The sequence below is a fragment of the Gordonia sp. N1V genome (assembly GCF_029269935.1).
In the GTDB taxonomy this organism is placed as follows: domain Bacteria; phylum Actinomycetota; class Actinomycetes; order Mycobacteriales; family Mycobacteriaceae; genus Gordonia; species Gordonia polyisoprenivorans.
This window is the reverse complement of sequence record NZ_JARJDD010000017.1, coordinates 88559-109339: the sequence shown is the minus strand read 5'-3', so window position 1 is coordinate 109339 and position 20781 is coordinate 88559. Positions and strand designations below refer to the sequence as shown.

The 20781-nt window shown below is 67.0% G+C and carries 18 protein-coding genes; 8 read left to right on the top strand and 10 right to left on the bottom strand.

Annotation, left to right across the window (positions count from 1 at the left end; genetic code table 11):
- Positions 1-4: 4 nt before the first annotated feature.
- Genes P3L18_RS20360 through P3L18_RS20335 form a run of 6 tightly spaced genes read right to left on the bottom strand, consistent with a single transcriptional unit; the run spans position 5 to position 7283 of the window.
- The gene (locus P3L18_RS20360; RefSeq protein ID WP_276115059.1) at positions 5-1246 is read right to left on the bottom strand and encodes a lipase family protein; all 1242 of its coding nucleotides are present in this window, start codon (positions 1244-1246) and stop codon (positions 5-7) included.
- The gene (locus P3L18_RS20355; RefSeq protein ID WP_276115058.1) at positions 1243-2526 is read right to left on the bottom strand and encodes an acyltransferase; all 1284 of its coding nucleotides are present in this window, start codon (positions 2524-2526) and stop codon (positions 1243-1245) included. The genes P3L18_RS20360 and P3L18_RS20355 overlap by 4 nt, the downstream gene beginning before the upstream one ends.
- Positions 2523-3812, bottom strand: coding sequence for a lipase family protein (locus tag P3L18_RS20350; protein WP_276115057.1), 1290 nt, complete (start codon positions 3810-3812; stop codon positions 2523-2525). The genes P3L18_RS20355 and P3L18_RS20350 overlap by 4 nt, the downstream gene beginning before the upstream one ends.
- On the bottom strand, positions 3809-4501 hold the full coding sequence (locus P3L18_RS20345; protein WP_276115056.1) for a polysaccharide biosynthesis protein: 693 nt from the start codon (positions 4499-4501) through the stop codon (positions 3809-3811). Before P3L18_RS20345 ends, P3L18_RS20350 begins: the two co-directional genes overlap by 4 nt.
- Entirely contained in the window at positions 4498-5748 is a 1251-nt protein-coding gene (locus tag P3L18_RS20340; protein WP_079932074.1) for an alpha/beta hydrolase, read from the bottom strand. Before P3L18_RS20340 ends, P3L18_RS20345 begins: the two co-directional genes overlap by 4 nt.
- Before the next feature lie 53 nt (positions 5749-5801).
- Complete coding sequence (locus tag P3L18_RS20335) at positions 5802-7283, bottom strand: polysaccharide biosynthesis tyrosine autokinase (RefSeq protein ID WP_276115055.1); 1482 nt, start codon at positions 7281-7283, stop codon at positions 5802-5804.
- A 258-nt stretch (positions 7284-7541) separates the two neighbouring features.
- On the opposite strand from P3L18_RS20335, the gene P3L18_RS20330 reads away from it, so the two are divergent.
- From P3L18_RS20330 to P3L18_RS20310, 5 genes are all read left to right on the top strand, one after another.
- Positions 7542-8948 carry an O-antigen ligase domain-containing protein gene (locus P3L18_RS20330; protein WP_276115054.1) on the top strand — a complete coding sequence of 469 codons (1407 nt, stop codon included), beginning with the start codon at positions 7542-7544 and terminating at the stop codon, positions 8946-8948.
- A gap of 6 nt (positions 8949-8954) precedes the next feature.
- A complete protein-coding gene (locus P3L18_RS20325; protein WP_276115053.1) occupies positions 8955-9551 on the top strand; it encodes a YdcF family protein in 597 nt (198 codons plus the stop codon).
- 53 nt (positions 9552-9604) lie between these two features.
- Positions 9605-9961 (top strand): hypothetical protein, encoded by a 357-nt coding sequence (locus P3L18_RS20320; RefSeq protein ID WP_276115052.1) that lies wholly within the window; start codon positions 9605-9607, stop codon positions 9959-9961.
- On the top strand, positions 9961-10965 hold the full coding sequence (locus P3L18_RS20315; RefSeq protein WP_276115051.1) for an alpha/beta hydrolase-fold protein: 1005 nt from the start codon (positions 9961-9963) through the stop codon (positions 10963-10965). Before P3L18_RS20320 ends, P3L18_RS20315 begins: the two co-directional genes overlap by 1 nt.
- Positions 10966-11172: 207 nt before the next feature.
- Positions 11173-12846, top strand: a complete 1674-nt coding sequence (locus tag P3L18_RS20310; protein ID WP_276115050.1) for a cellulase family glycosylhydrolase — start codon at positions 11173-11175, stop codon at positions 12844-12846.
- A gap of 14 nt (positions 12847-12860) precedes the next feature.
- On the opposite strand, the gene P3L18_RS20305 is transcribed toward P3L18_RS20310, so the two are convergent.
- A complete protein-coding gene (locus P3L18_RS20305) occupies positions 12861-13274 on the bottom strand; it encodes a hypothetical protein (protein WP_276115049.1) in 414 nt (137 codons plus the stop codon).
- Between the two features lies 1 nt (position 13275).
- Complete coding sequence (locus tag P3L18_RS20300) at positions 13276-14292, bottom strand: hypothetical protein (protein ID WP_276115048.1); 1017 nt, start codon at positions 14290-14292, stop codon at positions 13276-13278.
- 563 nt (positions 14293-14855) lie between these two features.
- On the opposite strand from P3L18_RS20300, the gene P3L18_RS20295 reads away from it, so the two are divergent.
- Positions 14856-16409, top strand: coding sequence for a sugar transferase (locus P3L18_RS20295; protein WP_276115047.1), 1554 nt, complete (start codon positions 14856-14858; stop codon positions 16407-16409).
- A 297-nt stretch (positions 16410-16706) separates the two neighbouring features.
- Here P3L18_RS20295 and P3L18_RS20290 read toward each other — a convergent pair whose 3' ends face one another.
- Complete coding sequence (locus P3L18_RS20290) at positions 16707-17534, bottom strand: hypothetical protein (RefSeq protein ID WP_276115046.1); 828 nt, start codon at positions 17532-17534, stop codon at positions 16707-16709.
- Between the two features lie 772 nt (positions 17535-18306).
- On the opposite strand from P3L18_RS20290, the gene P3L18_RS20285 reads away from it, so the two are divergent.
- Positions 18307-18591 (top strand): hypothetical protein, encoded by a 285-nt coding sequence (locus P3L18_RS20285; RefSeq protein WP_026920320.1) that lies wholly within the window; start codon positions 18307-18309, stop codon positions 18589-18591.
- Here the strand turns inward: P3L18_RS20285 and P3L18_RS20280 are convergent.
- Positions 18574-19650, bottom strand: coding sequence for a hypothetical protein (locus P3L18_RS20280; RefSeq protein WP_276115045.1), 1077 nt, complete (start codon positions 19648-19650; stop codon positions 18574-18576). The two genes, P3L18_RS20285 and P3L18_RS20280, sit on opposite strands and share 18 nt — an antisense overlap.
- A gap of 128 nt (positions 19651-19778) precedes the next feature.
- Here P3L18_RS20280 and P3L18_RS20275 point away from each other — a divergent pair, with 128 nt between their 5' ends.
- Positions 19779-20768: a glycosyl hydrolase gene (locus P3L18_RS20275; RefSeq protein WP_276115044.1), complete on the top strand. Its 990-nt coding sequence runs from the start codon at positions 19779-19781 to the stop codon at positions 20766-20768.
- Positions 20769-20781 lie beyond the last annotated feature (13 nt).

The window sequence follows — 20781 nt, the reverse complement described above, 5'->3', positions numbered from 1 at the left end:
GGGGTCATCCTCCTGCGCAGGTGTCGGGAGCGGTTGCGCCCGTGAATCTCTGGCCGATCCATCCGAGGACCGCATCGCCGTTGAGGTCGCCGTGTCCCTTGTCCGGCTGGAAGTCGGCGTCGACGACGGTGCCGGCCGCACACAGTTCACCGATGTAGGCGCGAGTCCAGTCCGGATCGATGAAGGTGTCCTTGCCGCCGTAGGCGATGAGCAGCGGCACCGGTGTGTGGGTGACGGGCGCGCGGGATCGCATCAGTCGGGCCGTCAGTCGGTTCTGTGCGTCGATGGTGCGTGGCCCGATGTCGGTGGGGCGCAGTTGTGTGGCGACGGCCTCGCGTCGGGCACCGGCCGACGGTGCGCACTGCGACAACGCATCCCAGCCCGCCACGGCGGCGCCGGCGCGGTAATCGTCGAGGGCAACGGTGTGATCGCCACGTGCCCACGATTCGATCACCCATTGCAGCATCAGTCGCTGATCGGGGGTGGCGATGCCGGCGCGTGCCTTCGCGGCCACACCGACGACGTCGGCGGCCGGGGCGAGTGCGGCGGCACCGAGCATCTCGAGTCCCGCACCGTAGGTGGGGAATTCGGTGGCGGCGGCGACCACCGCCCCGCCGCCCTGGGAGCCGCCGTAGGCGACGAACCGCGGTGAGGTGTCGGCGAGCACCGCACGCGCGGCACGCACACTGTCGATGACGTTGAATCCGGCGGTGGGGGCGTCGAGATACGGGTGTATCCCAGGTGCGCCGAGTCCCTGATAGTCGGGCAGCGTCACCACATATCCCTGTCGGGCGAGGTTGCCGGCGAGCGCCCCGAGACCGTACATGCCCTTGGCGACCGACGGCGCACACGGCGTGTTGATCCCGGTGGTGCCGTGGGCGAAGGCGATCACCGGCCGGCCACCGCGCGGTGGGTCACCGGTACCGGCCACGACGACGGCGCTGACCACCGTGGGTGTGTTCGTGGTGGCGTCGGTGGACCGATAGGTCACGCGAAAGGCTTTGACCCCGGCGAGTTTCGTCGAGATCGGCAGCCCGTTGAACGTCTCCGCCGTCACCACCGATCCCGGGCCCTGGCCGGGCCGGAATCCCACCGACTCCTTGCCGACGACGAGGATCGAGGCGAGTCGCACCGAGATCACCACCACCAGCACGAGGAGCACGATCACCGCGACTGCGAGCAGACCGAACAGCACCCGGTGTCGACGGACGACTCCCGTGCGGCGACCACGGATGACTCCCGTCATCGCACCTTGAACCGGCGCGCATAAGTCATGGCCGGCTTCTCCACGCAATGGAAGGTCACACTGGCCAGCGCGAAGCTCACCGCGCTGCACAGCACGATGTTGACCGCCAACCCAGCCCAGGAATCCCCCTGCAGCACACCGAGCCTGATCAGCACGATGATCACCGGGAAATGCCACAGATAGATACTCAGCGAGATCCGCCCCAGATATTCCAGGGGCCGCCAGTCCAGGGCGCGGGCGAAGACGCTGTCGCCGCCGGCCGCCATCGGCAACACGATGATCAGGATGAGCAGACCGGAGGCGAGGGCGGTGAAGGTGGACTGGAAGTTGGAGCCGGCGGCGATGAGTATCAGCATGATCAGCAGGCTCGGCACGATGGCGACGATCGCCGCGATCCGGATCGGACGCACTCGGCGGGCGTCGATCATCCCGACGCCGACAGCCACGAACACCACCGTCGCCAGCATCCCGAAGGCGAAGTTGTCGCTGGAGGCCACGAAACTGCGCAGTACGACGGCCGCCCAGTTGGGTCCCCAGTTGGCCTCGATGGTGGTGGTGATGCCCGCGCGGTCGGTGAGCCAGGCGGCCAGGATCTTCCCGGCGATCCCGAGCACGATGAGGATCGCCGGTGGCGCGAGGACGAGGGCGGCGAGGTTGGTGCCGAATCGTCGCCGCAGGAACCACATTGCCGCGCCGAACACCGGAAGGCAGGCGTAGAAGACGAGTTCGAGGGTCAGCGACCAGGACGGGCTGATGCCGGTCTGCAGATAGTGCGGGAAGTAGGACTGCAGCAGGGTCAGGTTGGTGGCGAGCAGTCCGGGGTCGGTGATCATGCCGGTACCCGCGTCGGTGCCGGTGTGGCTCGACGCCCACTCGTTGTGCAGGAACGAAGCCTGCAGCGCGAAGTTCACGATGAGGAAGATGACGAGATAGCCCGGGAACACCCGCAGCAACCGATGAATGACGTAGGCGCGGGTGTCGGGCTGGGTCTGCTTGTGCTGCAGCAGGGCTCGCACATACGGCAGATACAGCAGGAAACCCGACAGCGCGAAGAAGAAGATCAGCGCCTGCCCGAGCATCGCCAGACCGCCCTTGGCCATCGTGTCCGGGGAGCACTGATTGGCCACGTGCACGATGAGGACCGCCCAGCACGCCACACCGCGTGGTCCGTCGAGTCCGCGGATGCGGCCGGCCTTGTAGGCCGGGGGGCTCACGGGGTCCGCGGGCGACGCGGCAGGCGTGACGTGCGGCTGCCGGCGGTCGGCGAGTTCTTCGGTCATCGTTGCTCACTCCCGGGGGCGGTGCCGCATGTGGAGAAGGCCGGCTCGTCGTCGAACCTGTTGAGAATCCAGCCGACAACGCTGTCGCCGGCGACGCCGCCGTGGTCGGCGTCCGGTTGGAATTGCGATTGCAGCGTGGCGCCGTTGGCGCATGCCGACCCGATCGCGGCGGCGGTCCATCGCGAGTCGATCAACTGGTCGCGCCCGCCGTAGAGCACCAGCATCGGTGCGGCCGGGCGTTGGTCGGGTACCGCGCGCCGGGCCAGCAATGCGGTGAGGGCGGCGGCGTCGACCGGTGAGTCCGGCGTCAGATCGTCAGGACTCAACGATCGCAGGATGCTCGCCCGTGCCTGTGCGTGCACCGGAAGGCATTGGGCGAGTTCGTCCCAATGGCTCTGGGCCGCACCGCGCACGTACTTGCCGAGGTCGAATCCGGGGTTCTCCTGTTGCACGGCGAGGATCAGCCAGGTGTAGAGGCCGTACTGGTCGAGGGTCAGTTGTCGTCGGGTGGCCAGATCGACCAGACCGGAGAACTGCGCGGCCGGTGACAGACTCGCCGTCCCCCGCAGATCGAGTCCCGCTCCGTAGGTGCCGGCCAGCGTGTTGGCCGCCCACACCGCCTGTCCGCCTTGGGAACCGCCGAGCGCGGCCCAGCGGGTGGAGACCCCGGGCACCAGCGCCCGGGCGGCCCGGACACCGTCGATGACGTTCATCCCCTCGGTGCGCGCGTCGAGGTAGGGGTGGGTGGGATCGCTGCTGCCGGGGTAGCCGAGGCCCTGATACTCCGGCACGACCACCACGTACCCCTGCTCGAGCCATGCCGCGGCGGTGGCGGCGAGATCACCGAGCGTCGGGTCGAGGGTCACGCCGCATTCGCCGAGAAGTCCGGAGGTGCCATGGGCGAGGACGACGGTGTCCCACCCGTCGGCGGGACGCGCCGAGGACGGGACGAACACCGCACCCCACACGGTCGTCGGAGCTCCGGTGCGACCGTCGGTGGACGCGTACCGGATTCGCAGCGCGGTGCTCGCCTGCGCGGTCACGCGGCGGTCGAGGTACGGCATGGTCTGCGCGGCGCGCAGCGCACCCGGTCCGGTGCCACTGGTGTTGACGTCGTAGGCCACGCCGGGGTCCCCGGTGTCGGTCGGAGCGGGGTCGGGGTTCGACGAACATCCGGTGACGACGACGGCGACGATCACCAGGATCGCCAGCCACCATCCCGCGAGACGGCGCGAGGGTGCGGCGCCGGCCGCTGCGTGGCCGGCCGGCTCGCGAATGACTGTCATCGGTCGGCCCCCATCGCCGGTTCACGCACGCGGACAACTGCTTCCCGCGGTGCCTCGATGACGTCGCGGGAGATCCCGACGCCCAGGACGCACACACTCGAGAGCACCACACCGAGGACGAGCGCGGTCAGCAGCGTCGTCGACATCCCGGGTGACATCGACGTCGCGGACGAGCCGGCGTCGATCACCTCGGCGTCGTATTGCGGCATGCCGTCGGTGCGGCTCCATTCGAGTTCGGTGACCAACCCGGCAAGGTTCGTGCCGACCCCGCGGGCCAGCGTCTGCGCGGCGTCGGCGGTCGGGCCCTTCGCGACGACGGTGAGCACGGCGCCGTCGCCGTAGGGCAGCACCGTGATCCGGCTGCGCAGTGTGGCGATGTCGGCGCCGCCGAGGGCGCCGGTGGCGTCGGCGAGGCGCGTGCGACCGAGGACCTGATCGGAGACGGCGAGGTCGCTGTAGCTCGAGATACGCAGTCGCCCGGCCAGATCGGAGGCCTGTGCCGCTGACACCGTCGCCGGCCCGGTCGCGGTGACCAGCAGCCGTGCCTGCGACTCGTAGGAGTGCGGCAGGAAGACGAAGGCCACGAGTCCGGCCACCACCGCCCCGAGGGTCGCGGCGGCGATCACCGGCAGACCGCGGACCCACAGTGCGGCGTAGTCGGCGGGTGTGCGGTCGCTGGGGGATCTCATGGCAGGTCACCACAATTCGCCGGTGGGGTGGGTCCGCCGTTGACGAGGCTGCGCATCCAGGCGACCGACTGGCTGGAATCGAGTGTGGCGTGGGTTTCACCGATACGTTTGATGGCCTGTATGTGACCGCCCTGCCGACACGACTGCGCGATCACGCGGGCGGTCCACGGCCAGTCGATCAGCGGGTCGTCGGAGCCGTACATGATGAAAAACGGTTTGCCACCGAAGTTCCCGGTACCCAGCGGGAGACCGGTGCGATCGAGCCACGTGAAGAGGCGTTTGGCGGCCGCTGCCGTCCTGGGCCGCAGGTCCTGCGGTCCCAGTGACGCGGTGGCACGCAACGTTGTCTCGAGGTTCTCCGCGGGGATGCAGTTGAGCACGTCCTCCCACACCGACTTCGCATACGGCGATCGGTAGTCGTCGGCGTTGAACTGATCGGGTAGCACCCGCGACAACGAGTCGATGAGATAGGCGAACAGCGGGTACTGGTCGCGGGTGAGGGTTCCCGCCTCGGCCTTGGTGACCAGATCCCGCATGTTCGACACCGGGACCAGCCCGACCGTACCGAGCAGGTCAAGACCGCCGCCGTAGGAGTCGGCGAGATCACCTGCAGCCCACGCCGCCATTCCACCGAGCGACACCCCGTAGGAGATCCACTTGTCCGACAGTGACGGATAGGTGGCGCGGGCCGCGCGCACCGCATCGATCATGTTGTAGCCATAGGTGCGTGCGTCGAGGAACGGGTTGTCGGCGTTGTTCATGCCGAGGCCCTGATAGTCGGGCATGGCAACGGCGAACCCGTTGTACAACAGCGCCGCGATGATGACGTCATTGCCCAAGAGATTGGTGTAGCGCGAGGGACCGCATTTGGACCGGACGCCGGAGTTACCGTGGCCCAGTGCGACAGTCACCCATCCACCGGCGGGGGGCCGGCCGCCGGGGACCGCGACGACCCCGGACACCACGGTCGGTTGACCGGTGATCCCGGAGGTGGACCGGTATTCGACGCGATGCACGACGGCACCGAGTTCGGTGATCGGCGCAATGTCCTCGGTGCCCGCCATGCCCACGGTCAGCACCGAGCCCGTTGCCGATCCGCCGGCGGCACGATCGACACTCGGCGCGGGCTCCGGCGTCACCAGCGGTGACCCGGGGACATCGGGGGCCAAGGCGATCGCCCCGGGTTGGTCGTCGCGGGCGGCACACGCCGACGCACCGAGAATCATGGTGGCCGCCAACACGATCATCGTCCTCCATCGCCGACGCGGCCCACCCGGGGTGCTGTGAATCCGGTTCTGGTTCACCGCGACTCACGCAGTGCGGGCTCGGGCACTGCCGACCCGGTGGCCGTCGATCCGGTGGCCGCAGTTCCGGTGGCCGTGGGTTCGGGCGTCGGCTCCGGGGAGTCCGCGGACGAGCGGTCGGCGTCGGTCCTCGCCGGGGTGGCGGCGTCGGCCGATGATGCACGGCGAGCCGGTGCGCCGAAGGTCAGTACCGTGCCGATCACCGTGCCGACGGTGCCGAGGGACTCCACCGCGGCGCGCAGCGCCGACCGCGTGGTGCGCCCACGGCGGGCGACGACGACGACACCGTCGGCCAGACCTGCGATGGCGCGTGCGTCCGGACCGAGCGCCCCGGCGTCGAGGACCACCACGTCGAAGTGCTGACGCGCTTGTGCGAGAACCGTTTCCAGCCGGTGCGAGCCCAGGAGTTCACCGGGCGAGGGCGGCACGGGACCGGCCGGCAGGAAGGCCGGCATGGAGGTGGTGAGGACCTGCCCGAGAAGGTCGGACTCTCCGGTCAGGATGGTCGACAGGCCGGAGGTCGCCCCGGCGGCGAGGTGCATCGTGAGGGACGGGTCACGCAGATCGCCGTCGATGAGCACCACCGATTGACCCGACCCACCGATCTCGGCGGCGAGGTTGGCCGCGACACTCGACGTGCCGACGCCGGCGCCGGAGCCGACGACCGCGAGAACTCGTGGTGCCGCACCGTCGGGAGTGCGTTTTGCGCCGATGAACCTGACGTTGGTGCGCAGGTCGCGGTAGGCGTCGCCCTGGGGATCGTGCGCGAGGTCGGTGATGAGCGGGGCCTCGGCGCGGGCCGGTTCATCGGCGATCACCGCGAGGACCGGAAGGTCTGCGGTATCGGCAAGTGCGAGTGGGTCGTTGACGCGTCGGCGGGCCCGCAGACCGAGCCCGAGCGCGACGACGAGACCGAGGAGTAGACCCACCACGGCGCCGAGGGCGGTCAGCAACCACCACGCCGGCCCGGCGGGCGCACCGGGCAGCGATGCCTCGTCGTAGACGATGGCGGTGGCCGCGGGTTCACCACCACGCCGGGAGGTCTCGAGTTCCTGGACGACGGCGACCGTCTCCCGGGTGACCGCCGCGGCCTCCGACTGGGCGCGGGCGGCCGAACCGGCGCTCACCGAGATGTCGAGGATGACGGTCTTGTCGATCGGGGTGGCCGTCGTCGACGCCTTCAGGTCGGCGGCACTCACCTGGCCGTTGAGGGCACGTGAGGCACGTTCGGCGACCTGGTCGCTGGTGGCGACCTGGGCGTAGGAATTGACCCGCGCCTCGGCGAAAAGGTTGTTCTGGTACGACTCCCCAACCGATGTGCCACCCTCCGCGGAGACGAAGAGCTTTGCCGTCGACACATATTTGACAGGCTGGATGAACATTCCGTAAACAAATCCGGCAGTGGCGAGAATCACCATTCCGGCAATCAGCACCCACCAGAACTTCACGAGAATGTGAACGTATTCCCGAACAGCCACCGGGCAAGCTCCTTTCAGTCGGCCAGACCCACCTCTAAGCCTCAGCCGCAGTGACCTTTTCGGGTCCAACCGGCGAATTCAGACATTCGCCGACCCGGATGGCACTTTCGCAGACCATAGTCCACAACCGCCGACAACGCACTCGGAGAGTTGAACGCCCAAGAAAACACCCTCACCAATACGTCGGGCGCCATTGGTCCGGCATTCTTCGGCATGTGATCGCGGCTCGATCATGTAAGGATGCTCACCGTGGGAACAGTGCGCGCAGCGACAATCGTGGGCGCGGTGTCGGCGATCACTTTTGCCGCCGTCATCGCCGGGCCGACGCCGACCCAACTGGTGATGCTGCTTGCCATCGTCATCGTGGGTACCTACATCGGACTGGCGCATCCCACCTGGTTGTTGTGGGCGCTGGCCGCCGTGCTCGCCTGCTTGCCCGCCGGATATGTGCCCGGCGTGCATCTGCCGCTCATCTTCGCGATGACCTCGGCGGTGTTGCTCGCCACCGTCATTCATCCCCCAACACGGTCGTTCACTGCCGGGTCCCCCACTGCAGGGTCTCGCATCGAGTTGCAGCCGTTGGACCGATTGCTGATCCTGTTCGCGCTGATCGCGATTCCGTCGGTGGTGTTGACGATGACCGGACTCGCCGACATCGTCGAGTACGCGAAATGGGCGACGGCGGTGTTGTTGATCGTCGCCCTGAGACGCCTCCCCGGATCGCAGCTGGCCACCTTCGGGCGGGTGTTCGTCGGTGCCACCGCGGTGTCCGGCCTGATCGGCCTCATCATGCTGACCGTCGACACCGGTGGCAAGACCTTCAGCCTGCTCTCGCCGTTCGGGTACACCCCGGCATCGGCGGGACGATTCGTCTACACCGGCGCCACTGCGATCCCGCGTCTGTCGGGAACTTTCATCGACCCGAACGCCGCAGGCATCGGCCTGCTCGCAGCACTGATGATCTGCCCACTGGTGTTCCGCGGACGCACCCGCTGGCTGCTGGGACTGTTCCTACTCGTGTGCATCGCCGGCACCCTCAGCCGTGCGGCGTTGTTCTCGGTGGTCCTCGGCGTCCTCCTGATGCTGTTGTTCCACACCATGTCCGGACGCGCCCGCGGATACATCGCCGGATCGATGGTCGCCGGAATGGTGATCCTCGCCGCGGTCCCGGCGTCGCGACACCGGATCTTCTCGTCGTTCGGTTCCGGCGACACCGGCTCGTCGGCGCGCGGTGACGCGTTACGCGACTATCCGGCGAACATGGCCGGCCACTGGCTTCTCGGGCATGGCTGGGGCATACCGGAGTTCAAGGATCCCTCGCTGGCGTTCACCATCAACTACGTCGCCAACGCACCATTGCTCGCGATTTATCGTGGTGGTCTGTTCGTCGGGGTCGCGTTCACCGTGGTCATGCTGTACTGCTGCCGGCTGGCGTATCGATGCCTGCGAAACGCCCGCTGGGAGCCGGCTTTCTTCGGCGGGTGTTTCATCGGGTTCTTCGTCCTGGGCATGCAACTGGACTTCAGTACCGTCACCATCCCCGTGTCGGTGACCGATCTGTCGGTGATGATCGCGTTTCTCGCGTTCGCCCAGCGGTTTTCGACGTCCGACGAGTCCGTCTCGGCCCGCGCGACGGCCCGGGCGACATCGGTCGGCGTCGGTTAGGGCCGGATGCGCGCGTACCTACGGCGGCATCGCACCCTGCGTCGGGCGTTGATCGTCGGTGTGGTGACCGCGCTCCTGCTCGGTTCGGCGTTCTGGGTCGTCGGGTATTTCCTGTTCTACCGGTCCCACGAGGACACCCTGCGCCGCGCGGACGCCATCGTGGTCCTCGGCGGCGAACACGACGGGCGGGAACAGTACGGGATCGACCTCGCCCGACGCGGCTACGCGCCGGTGGTGCTGCTCTCGGACCCGTACAACCGCTTCGAGGGGAAGGTTCCCGACCCGGTGATGGATCGCGCGTGTGCCGCGAGTACCGCTGCGGTGCAGGTGATCTGCTTCGTCCCGGAGCCGGGCACCACGGTCGGTGAGGCGATGTTCGCGACCAGGATGGCGCGCGAACACCGGTGGCAGTCGATGATCGTCATCAGCTGGCGCTTCCACCTCGTGCGTGCCCGGATGATCTTTGACCAATGCGGTGCCGGCGGGGTGGTGATGCGGGCGGTGCCCCGCGACTATCCGTCGTCGGTCCTGTATTGGGGCGCCAACTTCGCGTATCAGTACGCGGGTCTGGCGAAGGCCGCGGTCGTCGGGTGCGATCGGTGAGATCACGAGCAGCGAGATCACGAGCAGTGAGATCACGAGCAAGGGGATCAGTCATGCGACGACGCATTTCCAGCGTGTCCCGCCGAGCGGTCCAGGCCGCGACCGCCGTCGCGGTGTGCGGTGCCGCGGCGTTCGTGGCCGCACCGCCCGCCGCGGCGGTCAGCTCGGATCAGCTGCGCCCCAACTGCACCTGGGCGAGCGTGGCCGACGAGGCCGCCGCCGTGCAGACGTGTGCGGTGTACTCGGCAGCGATGAACCGGATCGTCCTGGTGCAGATCCGGCCCTCGGCGCTGGCGGCCGGGTCCGCCGAGCACGCCGTCTACCTGCTCGACGGCATCAGCGCCCCCGAACCTGGGCCGACGCCGACAGCGGCGCCCTGGCCGCCTACAGCAACTCGTACAACCTGGTGATGCCCGCGGGTGGGGCCGGGACGTGGATGACCGACTGGCAGGCCACACCGGCCGGGGCGGGCGGCACCCCGGGGGCGTCGGCCGAGTGGGAAACCTTCCTGTCGACCGAGTTACCCGCCTACCTCGCCAACAACTTCTCCGTCGAGCCCGGCGGGAACGCGATCGTCGGCCTGTCGATGTCGGGTGGGCCCGCACTCACCATCGCACTCGATCACCCCGAGATCTTCACTGTCGCGCAGTCACTTTCCGGTTTCTACCAAACCAATAATCCCATCGGGTGGTTCGTGATCCCGGCCATCCAGAGTTACGTCACCGGCATCGCCAACGGCAACACCGCGATGTGGGGTGATCCGCTCGGCCCGACGAGCACGTGGTCGGCGCACGACGTCTCCGCCCGAATCGGCGAGATCACGGCCTCGGGTCAACGCATTCTCATCACCACCGGTATCGGAGTGCCGCTGCCGCAGGACTTTCTGATCATGGCCATCACCGGCAACCCCGTGGCCTTCGTCAGTGGCATGGCGATCGAACTCGGGTCGCTCGCCTCGACGCTGGCCCTCAACGCCCAGGCCGTCCTCTACGGATTGCCCGTCGACTTCTCCTACACCGTCGGCGTGCACAGCTGGACGCAGTGGTCGGCGAACGCCGGGGCCGACGCGGCGGCGGTGGAGTCCGCTCTCGCGACGGCGAATTCACCGACGACATCGAGCACGGCCCCCCGGACGTCGACCGCCGGTACCGCAGCGATCGTGAGTACCACGGCGATCGCGAGTACCACGGCCACGACCACCGTGCAGACCAGTGCGGCGGTGAGTTCTGCGGGGACAACAACCACGGGGAGCAGTCCGTCCGGCGACGCCGGTCCGGATGTGGCGTCCTCGGGTTCGGCCGTATCGAGCACGGCGAGGCAGACATCGACGGCGCCCTCGGTACCGTCCGCTGACCCGATCCTCGCGCCCGGTACCGACTCCGCGTCGGTGCCCACCGCTTCGACGGCTCACTGAACCTCGCCGGGTCCTTCACACCGGCATTCATTCTCTGTTCACGAAAAACAACGGAAATGGGCGGCGCTCGATAGCGCGCGCCAATTCACAGCATTCCGTGTGGCGCATTCTCACGCCATTTGATATCAATTGACATCAGAGGCGGACCGGCAGTCCACGTACGGTCCATTCATTTGAGGACAGTCCATGCGGAATCGTAGTCCAGTCATGTCGTCCACACGGGTCGCCGCATTGTGCGCCACCGCGATTCTCGGATTCGGGACGGTGTCGAGCGCGCCCTTCCTCACCATCCCGCCCGTCGCGTCGGTGATCAGTCAGGCTTCGCCAGTGCCGATTCGCCTGGTGGCCGTGATCGATCAGAGTTCGACGACCATCGGGATCGCCGATTCCTCGCTGTACGGCCTCGACTCGGCCACGCTGGACACCACGCTTGACCACATCGCGTCACTCGGGGTGACCAGTGTCCGGGTGGCGATCCCGTGGATGAGCGTGGAGGCCAGGGAAGGTACCTACGACTGGACGCAACTCGATGCGCTCGTATCGGCGGCACAATCGCGCGGAATCAGCATCGTCGCCACCCTGACCGGAACGCCGGCGTGGGCCGGAAATATCATCAATGGTCATTTCGATCCCGACGAGTACGCCGATTTCGCCAGCGCTGTGGCCACTCGGTACAAGAATGAGATCAGCGGCTACGAGATCTGGAACGAACCGAATGCCGCACTGTTCTACAACCCGACCGACCCGACGTCGTATACCGCATTCCTCAAAGACGCCTACACCGCGATCAAAGCCGCCGACCCGAACGCCCTCGTGATCGCGGGAGTCCTCGGAGCGACGACCACGACGGGCGCCGCCCTCGATCCCGTGACATTCGTCCAGGAGATGTATGCGGCCGGGGCCGCGGGCTACTTCGACGCGTTGTCGTTTCACCCGTACCAGTTCTCCGAGGAGTACAGCGAGAACGATCACGCGGACTCCCCGGCCAGCCAGGTGAGCGCCATCCAGGCACTGATGGCCCAGTACGGGGATGCGGCGAAGAAGATCTGGATCACCGAGTACGGCGAGCCGACCACCGGGAGCTACACCCAAGCGCAGCAGGCGGCGTTCATCCAGGACTTCATCGAGGCCTGGCAGAACCAGACCGGTGCGGGACCGATCTACATCTACACCACGCGTGACACGGATACCGGCTCGTCGAACGTCGAGGACAACTTCGGTTTGTACGAGACCGACTGGACCCCCAAACCCGCCGCCCAGGTCCTCGCCGATCTGATCGCCCAGTACTCCGGAAGCGACTCGGCCACTCACGATCTCGGTCAAGCACTGGCGACCGCGCTGCAACAATGGGTCACCCAGCTCGCGCAGTCGCAGCTCGCCGCGATCCAGCAGCTCTGGCAGGACCTGGCCAGTGCACTGCAATCGATGTTCGGCGTCTCCGCGACGACCACGACCCAGACGGTGGCCACGGCCGCCGCGCTGAGCACCGCGGCCGGGTCCACTGCGACGACGTCGGCTGCTGCGACATCTGCTGCGGTGCCGCCTGCTGCTGCGCCGGCGACCTCGACGACATCGAAGAGTTCTGTGCCCACCACGACGGCTGAGTCGCCCACGACGTCGGCGGCGCCGACCGCATCGAGTTCTTCGTCGGCAACGACGACTGAGGCAGCTGCTCCGGTGACCACTGTTCCCGAGACGACCGCTCCCGAGACCTCGGTGCCGGACAGCGCGGCACCGGCTACCTCGTCGGCAGCGAGCGCAACCTCGACCCCTGCTGCCGGCGCAGTTCCCTCGGTCGACGACAAGTCCTCGGCCACAAGCGAAACGACTTCCTCCGCAGGGGGTTCGGCGACCGTGCCCATGGCGACGAGTGCGTCGTAGTCGGCGAGACCAGGTCAGCGCGCGGAGGTGACGGTGACGATCGCCGACGGTTCGTTGTTGGTGCACAGTGCCGAGGTCATCGTCCGCTGATTCGCGGTGCCGTGGATCGGGCCGCTGAAACACAGCCATGACCCCGACTTGTGTCGATGATCACCGTCGCCGCGAAGTGCGGCCGCAAAAACCTCGTCCATCACTCGATTGGCTTCGTCGCACGTGACACCGTCGGCGACGACCACATGTCCTGCGGGATCGCCGTGGAGCGGGTTGCAGGTCGTCGGCGTCCCGACCGCGATCGTGGATATCGCTGTGTCGGAGGCATTGTCGGCCCTGGTCGGTGCGCCACACGACGCCACGGCCAGCGTCACGGCCGCCGCGGTCAGTGCGGTGACGGCCCACGCTGCGGTGCCGCGCACGGCGTGTCGCGGCATATCAGCGCCGCAGCACCGTCGCGGCATACTTGGGCTTCCAGTCGACCGTCAGCAGGGCACCGAAGTGGTCTTCACGATTGGCCGGAGAGGTGCCCGCATCGCGCACCGAGTAGATGAAAGCCGGTCCGCAGTAACCGGTTCGGGCAGCGGCAGCCAGGACGTCGGTGATCTGACGGGCCTGCGCACGCTGGGTCACCATGTCGGTGACGCCGAATCCGATCGGTGCGGTGCCCCCGGCGGGCAGGGTGGGCGCGCCGATCTCGGTGAGCCAGATCTTCTTGCGTGCGTCGCCGTGGCGCACCATGACCGCGCGGATTCCGCCGACCTCGGTCCAGCCGTTGGGGGTGGCGGTGATGCCGCCCGGGAACACATACGGGTGCATGGCGAGCGCGTCGAAGAAGCGTTGTGCACCGGCGGCATACATGGACGCAACGAATCCCGACGCGCCGGCACCGGGGCTCAGCCCGGCCGCGACGACCGTCGAATTGGGTTGCACCGCTCTGATGGCCACATACGCTGCCCGCAGGAGCGCGGTGTACCGCGCGGGATCGGGTGCCTGTGCACCCCAGAACAACGGCAGGTTCGGCTCGTTCCAGATCTCATGGTCGGTGACGCCGGGGTATCGGGCGATGAATGCCTTCATGAACCTGCCCAGGGCGGCCGGATCGGCGGGCGGGGCATAGATACCGAGCGGAGCGGAACCACGTGCCCACTGCGGGGTGGTCAGCACGTTGGAGAGCACCCGTAGATGATGTCGGCGGGCGGCGCCGATGACGCGGTCGGGGACGCTCCAGTCATACTGTCCTCGAACGCGTTCGATGGTGGACCAATCGACCATCACCCTCAGCCAACCCGCACCGGTCCGCGACACCGCGTCCAACTCCCGGTTGATGGTCGCTGCAGACTGGGTCAGCGGCGAACTGCCCTGCGCGAAGCCGTATCCGGCGGCCGGGGCGAGCACCGAGGCCTGCGCGCGTGGTGCTCCGGAGACCATGCCGGCCACGATCGCCAGGACCATGGCACAGACCATGAACGGGGCAGCGATTCTCCGGGTTCTCGACGCATGACGCGGTCGACACGATCCTCTGAGGTGTGGCACGCCGGACAGTGTATCGGCGATGGGGTGTTTCGGCGCGTCGAGACGGTGGTACCAGACCGATATCGCCGAGACCTATCTCACTGGATTTCCGCGGCCATTATCGTAACGTTCGGACGCCCGCCGACGAATGGCCCGCGCGAGGACGGTCGGTGGCCGCCCCGCTTCTCCGGTATGGCCGGTTTCTCCTGTGCAGAGAGCGCATTGCGGGTTCGGCGTCCGACCATGTTTCCATTTCACAGGGCTCGCCGATCGGCAATCGAACATCATATTCGGCGGCACCGAGGCCGCATTACCGAGAATTCATTGTCGGCTTTTCCCAACCGGTCTCCCAGCGGTTGAGGAAACGACGTTGCCCTCGTAATCTTCACTCGTACGGCGGACGTCGCGGGGTGACGCCGCATCCGTTTCTCCCGCACGACTCCACCTGCACCGAGGCGCCTGGTGGCGACATGTCGGGAAATGACTCACTTCCGGAGGTCGTCATGGCTGGTGATCCCGCTCTCGAGTGGCCGGCACGCGACCGGTCCTCGCGCGAGGACGTGGCTCGTCGGATTCGGTTCGGCATGCGCAAGCGTGAGACCTCACGGTCGTGGGTTCATCGTTACCAGCGACTGCTCACCGTCTCCGACGTTCTCATCGTCTGCGCCACGGTGGTCGGAGCCCAGGCAGCCCGATTCGGTTGGGGCAGCGGCCCGGTACTCAACGGGGTCAAACTCACCGCCGACGCCGTGTCATTGCTTCTCATCGTGGCGTGGGTCGTGGCGCTGCGAGTGTTCCAGACCCTGGACCGTCGGATTCTGGGTGCGGGGGCGCAGGAGTACAGCCGGGTGGTCACCGCATGCCTGACGGTGTTCGGCACACTCGCGATCGTCGATCTCCTGTTTCGCCTCAGCGTCGCCCGCGGATATGTGGCCGTCGCCCTGCCCGTCGGGACGGCCGCCCTGGTGCTGTCCCGCTGGTTGTGGCGACGGCGCCTGGTCTCGGCACGCAAAGCCGACCCCGACGCAGCGCGCGCCTACCTCGACCGGCTCCTGGTGATCGGTGAGATCCCCTCGGCGACAGCACTCATCGCCCGCCTGATGCGCAATCCCGCGTTGGGGTACACGGTCGTCGGAGTGTGCTCCCCGGACAGCAGTCGGCTGGGACAGCCGGGCGTCGGGACATCGGTGCGTGTGGACGACTACGAGGTTCCCCGGTGGGGTGACTTCGACGACGTGGCCGCCGCCGTGGACGAATGTGGCGCGACCGCGGTCGCGGTGACCTCCGCGGAAGCTCTCGGACACGAGGCGATGCAGGAGTTGTCGTGGGATCTCGAGGGACGTGACGTCGAGATGCTGGTCGCGCCCGGCGTCACCGACGTGGCCGGGCCGCGGATGATGGTGCGACCGGTTGCCGGACTTCCCCTGCTCCATATCGACAAGCCGAGATATGAAGGGGCGAACCGCTTTCGGAAGGCAGCTCTCGACCGGTTCGGGGCGTTGTCGGCGCTGCTGATGTTGCTGCCCGTGATGGTGGTGATCGCGATTGCCGTGAAGCTGGATTCGCGTGGGCCGATCTTCTATCGCGCCACCCGAATCGGACTGAACAACGCGCCGTTCCAGATGTGGAAGTTCCGATCGATGGTCACCGACGCCGACACCTTGCGACCGCAGATCGCCGCCTTGAACGAGGGCGCCGGTGTGTTGTTCAAGGTGCGTGATGATCCGCGGGTCACTCGCGTCGGCAAGTTCATTCGGCGCTACAGTCTCGACGAACTCCCGCAGCTGTTCAATGTGGTCGGCGGGTCGATGAGCCTGGTCGGCCCCCGACCCCCACTTCCCGACGAGGTGGAGCGCTACGACGGCCGCGTTGCGCGGCGAATGCTCGTCAAGCCGGGGATCACCGGACTGTGGCAGGTGTCGGGGCGCTCGGACCTGTCGTGGGAAGAGTCGGTGCGGCTGGACCTCTCCTACGTCGAGAACTGGTCCATCATGCAGGATCTCACCATCCTGTGGCGCACCGTCTGGGCGGTGGCCCGCAAGGACGGGGCGTACTGACCGGGCACCGAAACCAGCACCGGCGCGCCATGACTTCTCGCCTGGCGGCTCGTTCGCACCTCGACGATCGGGAAGGAACCGCCGACTACGAATACAGATGACACCGGAGCGGGCCCCAGACCCCGAAAATCGCGGTTTTCAGCCTGATTCGGTGGAAGCTGTATTCGTACTCGCCAGGCGCCGAGGCCCGCGGCTCATGCCTCGCCTGTTTTCAGTCATTCGCGATGTAGCACCCGACCCGCGACCTGGCGTTTTTCCGTCAGGCTACTCGGGAAATGACTGAAAACAGGCGAATGGTCACTGCGCCGGGCTCACCTGCCCGCCGGACAGCACGCGGTAGGCATAGGTCGAGGCGATGAGGGTGACCGGACCGGTCACCAGGAGCCCGACGAGGCACAGGAGGGCGCCGACGAGGTTCAGGACGATCACCACGATGGCCAACAACAGCAGACTGCCGACGTTCTTCGACGTCAGTTCGAAACTGCCCTTGATCGCGTCGGTCGCCGACAGATTGCGGTCGATCGCGAAAGCCAGGGTGTACCAGAGCAAGAACGTGGCAATGAGCCCCGGGATGATGATGAGGATGAAGCCGATGGTCGTGATGACCCAGACGAGAATCGCGGCGATGAACACCTGAGCCAGATTGTTCCAGGTGAAGAAGTCCGCGAAGGACGGCTTGTTTCCATCGAGTTCGTTGAGCGCACCTCGGGTGAACGCCGCCTGCACGAGGACGCTGAGGATGCCGGACACGAGCGACCCGATGATCCCCTGCGCGTTGAGCACCGACGTGTCGTAGTGAAATCCGCGCGCCGCGCTGTCGATCAGGCCGACGACCACGAATGTGACGATGGCGAACAGAATCCAGTTGAGCGCGTTGGCCTTGTACTTGTTCCAGCCGTAGCTCAGAGCGGCGCCGAGGTCGAGCTGGGCAGGCGTCGGCGCGTAACCGGGTACGCCACCTGGCGGGTACTGACCGGCCGGCGGCGGGTATGCCCCTGGCCCGGGTGGCGGATAGGAGCCGCCTTGCGGCGCTTCGTATCCACCCGGAGGAGGTGTGTAGCCCTGATTCTGCGGGTCCTCCCCCGGGTACGGGGGCTGGTCGGGTCCGCCTGGCGTACTGGTCATGACACTCCTCGCGTTTGATCAGTGACTGTCAGCGACAGTGACACGGGCCCGGCGAGAAAGCAATGGCATCGACGAGAAATGCCCATGACGAAATAATCAAGAATGCGCCACAGTTGGCAGACCCTGGCGCCCTGCCTCGGCGACAACGAATCTCGTTCGCACACCTAAGAAATGACGGGGTGGGAGCAGAATTCGCACTAACCGGTACCGAGTATTTCGCGGCACTCATCAGTGGTGTGCGTCTGAATGCACTCGGTCCACTCGCGTTGATCGTCAGCCCACGGATGTTGAGGTGTCTGACCGGTGTTGGGCACCCATTGGTAGTCGTCACACACGATCGCTGTGCCGTTGGGGTCGGTGGCGGTGCGGCCGATGTCGGCGCCGATGCATGACTGGCCGATGGTCGGCGCCGCGGTCGTCGTCGGCGTCTGCGTCTGGGGTGGAGCGGGATTCGGGGACACAGCGGTGGTACCCGTCTCGTCCGTGTCGGCGGAGCCGCGGCGGTGGCCGGGACCGAACTGCTCGGCGTTGTGGAGGCAGAGGCATACACCGTGACCGTCTTGCGTGGTGAGGACGGCGTCGACTCTGTCGGTGTCGCACAGCCGGACGACGCCGCCAGCATGATCGCGAAACATAGCGCGACGACGACCCGTCTCATGTGCTCCGTTCCCTGCCCATCTCCACACCGTAAGCATGACGACCGCCGGTCGTCACGACACGTCAGATGGCCGAATGGTGCGTTCATGGAAGTGAATCGACATACTTGTTCACGATGCGTTCACCCGATCTTTTCCACGCCCTCGTCCTGCTCAACCTGCTTTTCGCCTGCGGGCTGTGGACTCTGCTGCGCCCGACCGTGCGGGCGGCGGTGGCGTTGGTGGTGGTCGGCGCGGCCTGGCTCTACTGGAACAAGCCCCTGGAGGGGGCCACGCTGATCAGCCTCACCGGCAGGCACGGCATCACCGAATCGGATCTGTTGTCATTCGTCGCGGTCGGGATCGCGGTCTGGGCTCTCGTGCGTTCGCGCAAGCGAGCACCGCTATCTGGCGAGGATTGAGGCGGTGATCTTGGGTTTCCAGTCGTGGGTGAGCAGTGCGCCGAAGTTGTCCTCGCGGTTGGTGGCCGAGGTCCCCCAGTCGCGCACCGAGTAGATGAATGCGGGACCGCAGTAGCCGGAGTCGGCGGCGGCGCGCAACACGTCGACGATCTGTGTGGCCTGCTGTTGCTGGGTCACCATCTCGTTGACGCCGAAACCGACGGAGCCCGTCGACGCCCACGCCCCTTCCGGAATTGTCGGGGCACCCATCTCGGTGAGCCAGATCTTCTTCGCGGCGTCACCGTGCGCGACCATGACCGCCCGGATCTGTTGGGTTTCGGTCCATCCGTTGGGGGTCTTGCCGATCCCACCGGGAAACACGTAGGCGTGCATGGCCGTGGCGTCGAAGTAGTTCTTGGCACCGGCCGCATACATCTTGATGTAGAAGTCGGCGGCACCGGCCTGCGGGCTCATCCCGGCGGCGACGACCGTCGAGTCGGGCTGAACCTGCTTGATCGCGGTGTAGGCGGCCTTCAGCACGTTGGTGTACTCGGAGGGGTTGGCCGGGGCAAAACCCCAGAAGGCAGGGAGATTCGGTTCGTTCCAGATCTCGTGGTGGGTGATGTCGGGATAGCGCTCGACGAACTTCTTCATGAACGCACCCAGCGTCGCCGGGTCGGAAGGTGGCGCGTACATGCCGAGCGCGCCGGGCGCCGCGGCACGCCGCGCCCAGGTCGGGGTGGTGGTGACCAGCGACAGGATCTGCAGGTGATGGGCGCGGGCAGCATTGATGACCTGGTCGGGGTTGGACCAGTTGTAGGTGCCCTTCGTCGGCTCGATGCTCGACCAGTCGATACCCACACGCAGCCAGCGGGCGTCGGTCTTCGCGACGGCGTCGAGCTCACGGTTGAGGTCGGCGGCACTGAGGAACAGGGTGGCGCCGCCTTGGGCGAAACCATATCCGGCGGAGGGGGCGACGACGGCGGCTCTGGCCGGTCCGGCCGCACCGAGCGCCGCGATGATGATCGCCACGATCGACGAGAGCACGACCAGCGTGCGAAATGACCTTCTCGAAGCCATGAGTGTCTCCCGATGACGCCAGGTGGTGCAGTACCGGAGGAGTCTATCGAGGCGGCGGCCGCCTCATGGCGGGTTCGCCGGTCCGGCACACGCCGTGAGGATCGGCGGGTTCGGCTTAGCATGACCGGGTGACCCTTCCGGCGCTCTCGCGACGCGACGTGATGCGGCTGGCGCTGCTCGGGTCGGCCGGCGCGATGAGCGCGTGCGCGTCGACCGGACCTGTGACGATGCCGTCCCCGTCGTCGGTGTCGCCGGATGAGCGGCGGTGGGGCGCGTTCATCCCGTCGGTGATGTCGGCGCAGGGCGCGACACGAACTCCGCTGCAACAACTGACAAATCTCGCGGGCACGGCACCGAGGTACGTCCACCGCTTCTGTGCGCTCGGTGATCCGGTGCCTGTCGGCGACCTCGACGCCGTCGTCGCCTTCGGCGCCACCCCCCTGCTGACACTGGAGCCATGGAAGCCCGACGGCGGAACCGGACAACCCGAGTTCGCGTTGTCGCGCATCGCCTCCGGTGACTTCGACACCGAATTCGCGCGATGGGGAACACAACTCGCGTCGTGGGGAAAGCCGGTGCTGGTGCGGTTCGCGCAGGAGATGAACGGCACCTGGTACCCGTGGGCGGTCGGGGTGAACGGCAACACCGCCGCCGACTATCGCGCTGCGTGGGCGAGGATGCGCTCGGTGATCGCCGACCGACATCCCGACAACGTACGTTTCGTGTGGGCACCGAACGCACTCACGCTGGGCACCAACCCTTTTCGGGAATGCTATCCCGGCCGCGACCAGATCGACGTGCTGGGTCTGGACGGCTACAACTGGGGTGAGGCACCCGGCCATCACTGGCAGCCGGCCGCCGACCTGTTCGTGCCGAGTCTCGAAACGTTACGGGCGCTCGATGCGACACACCCCATCCTGCTCACCGAGGTCGGATGTGCCGACGGACTCACCGCGCAGGACAAGGCGTCGTGGATCCGGGACTTCTTCTCCATCGTCGACAACCAATCGCGCGTCGAGGGTTTCGTCTGGTTTCAGATGGACAAGGAGCGGGACTGGCGGTTCAACTCCACCACCGCGAGTACGGCGGCGTTTCGGGCGGGGGTTGCGGGGTGGTGAGGGGCCTGCTCAT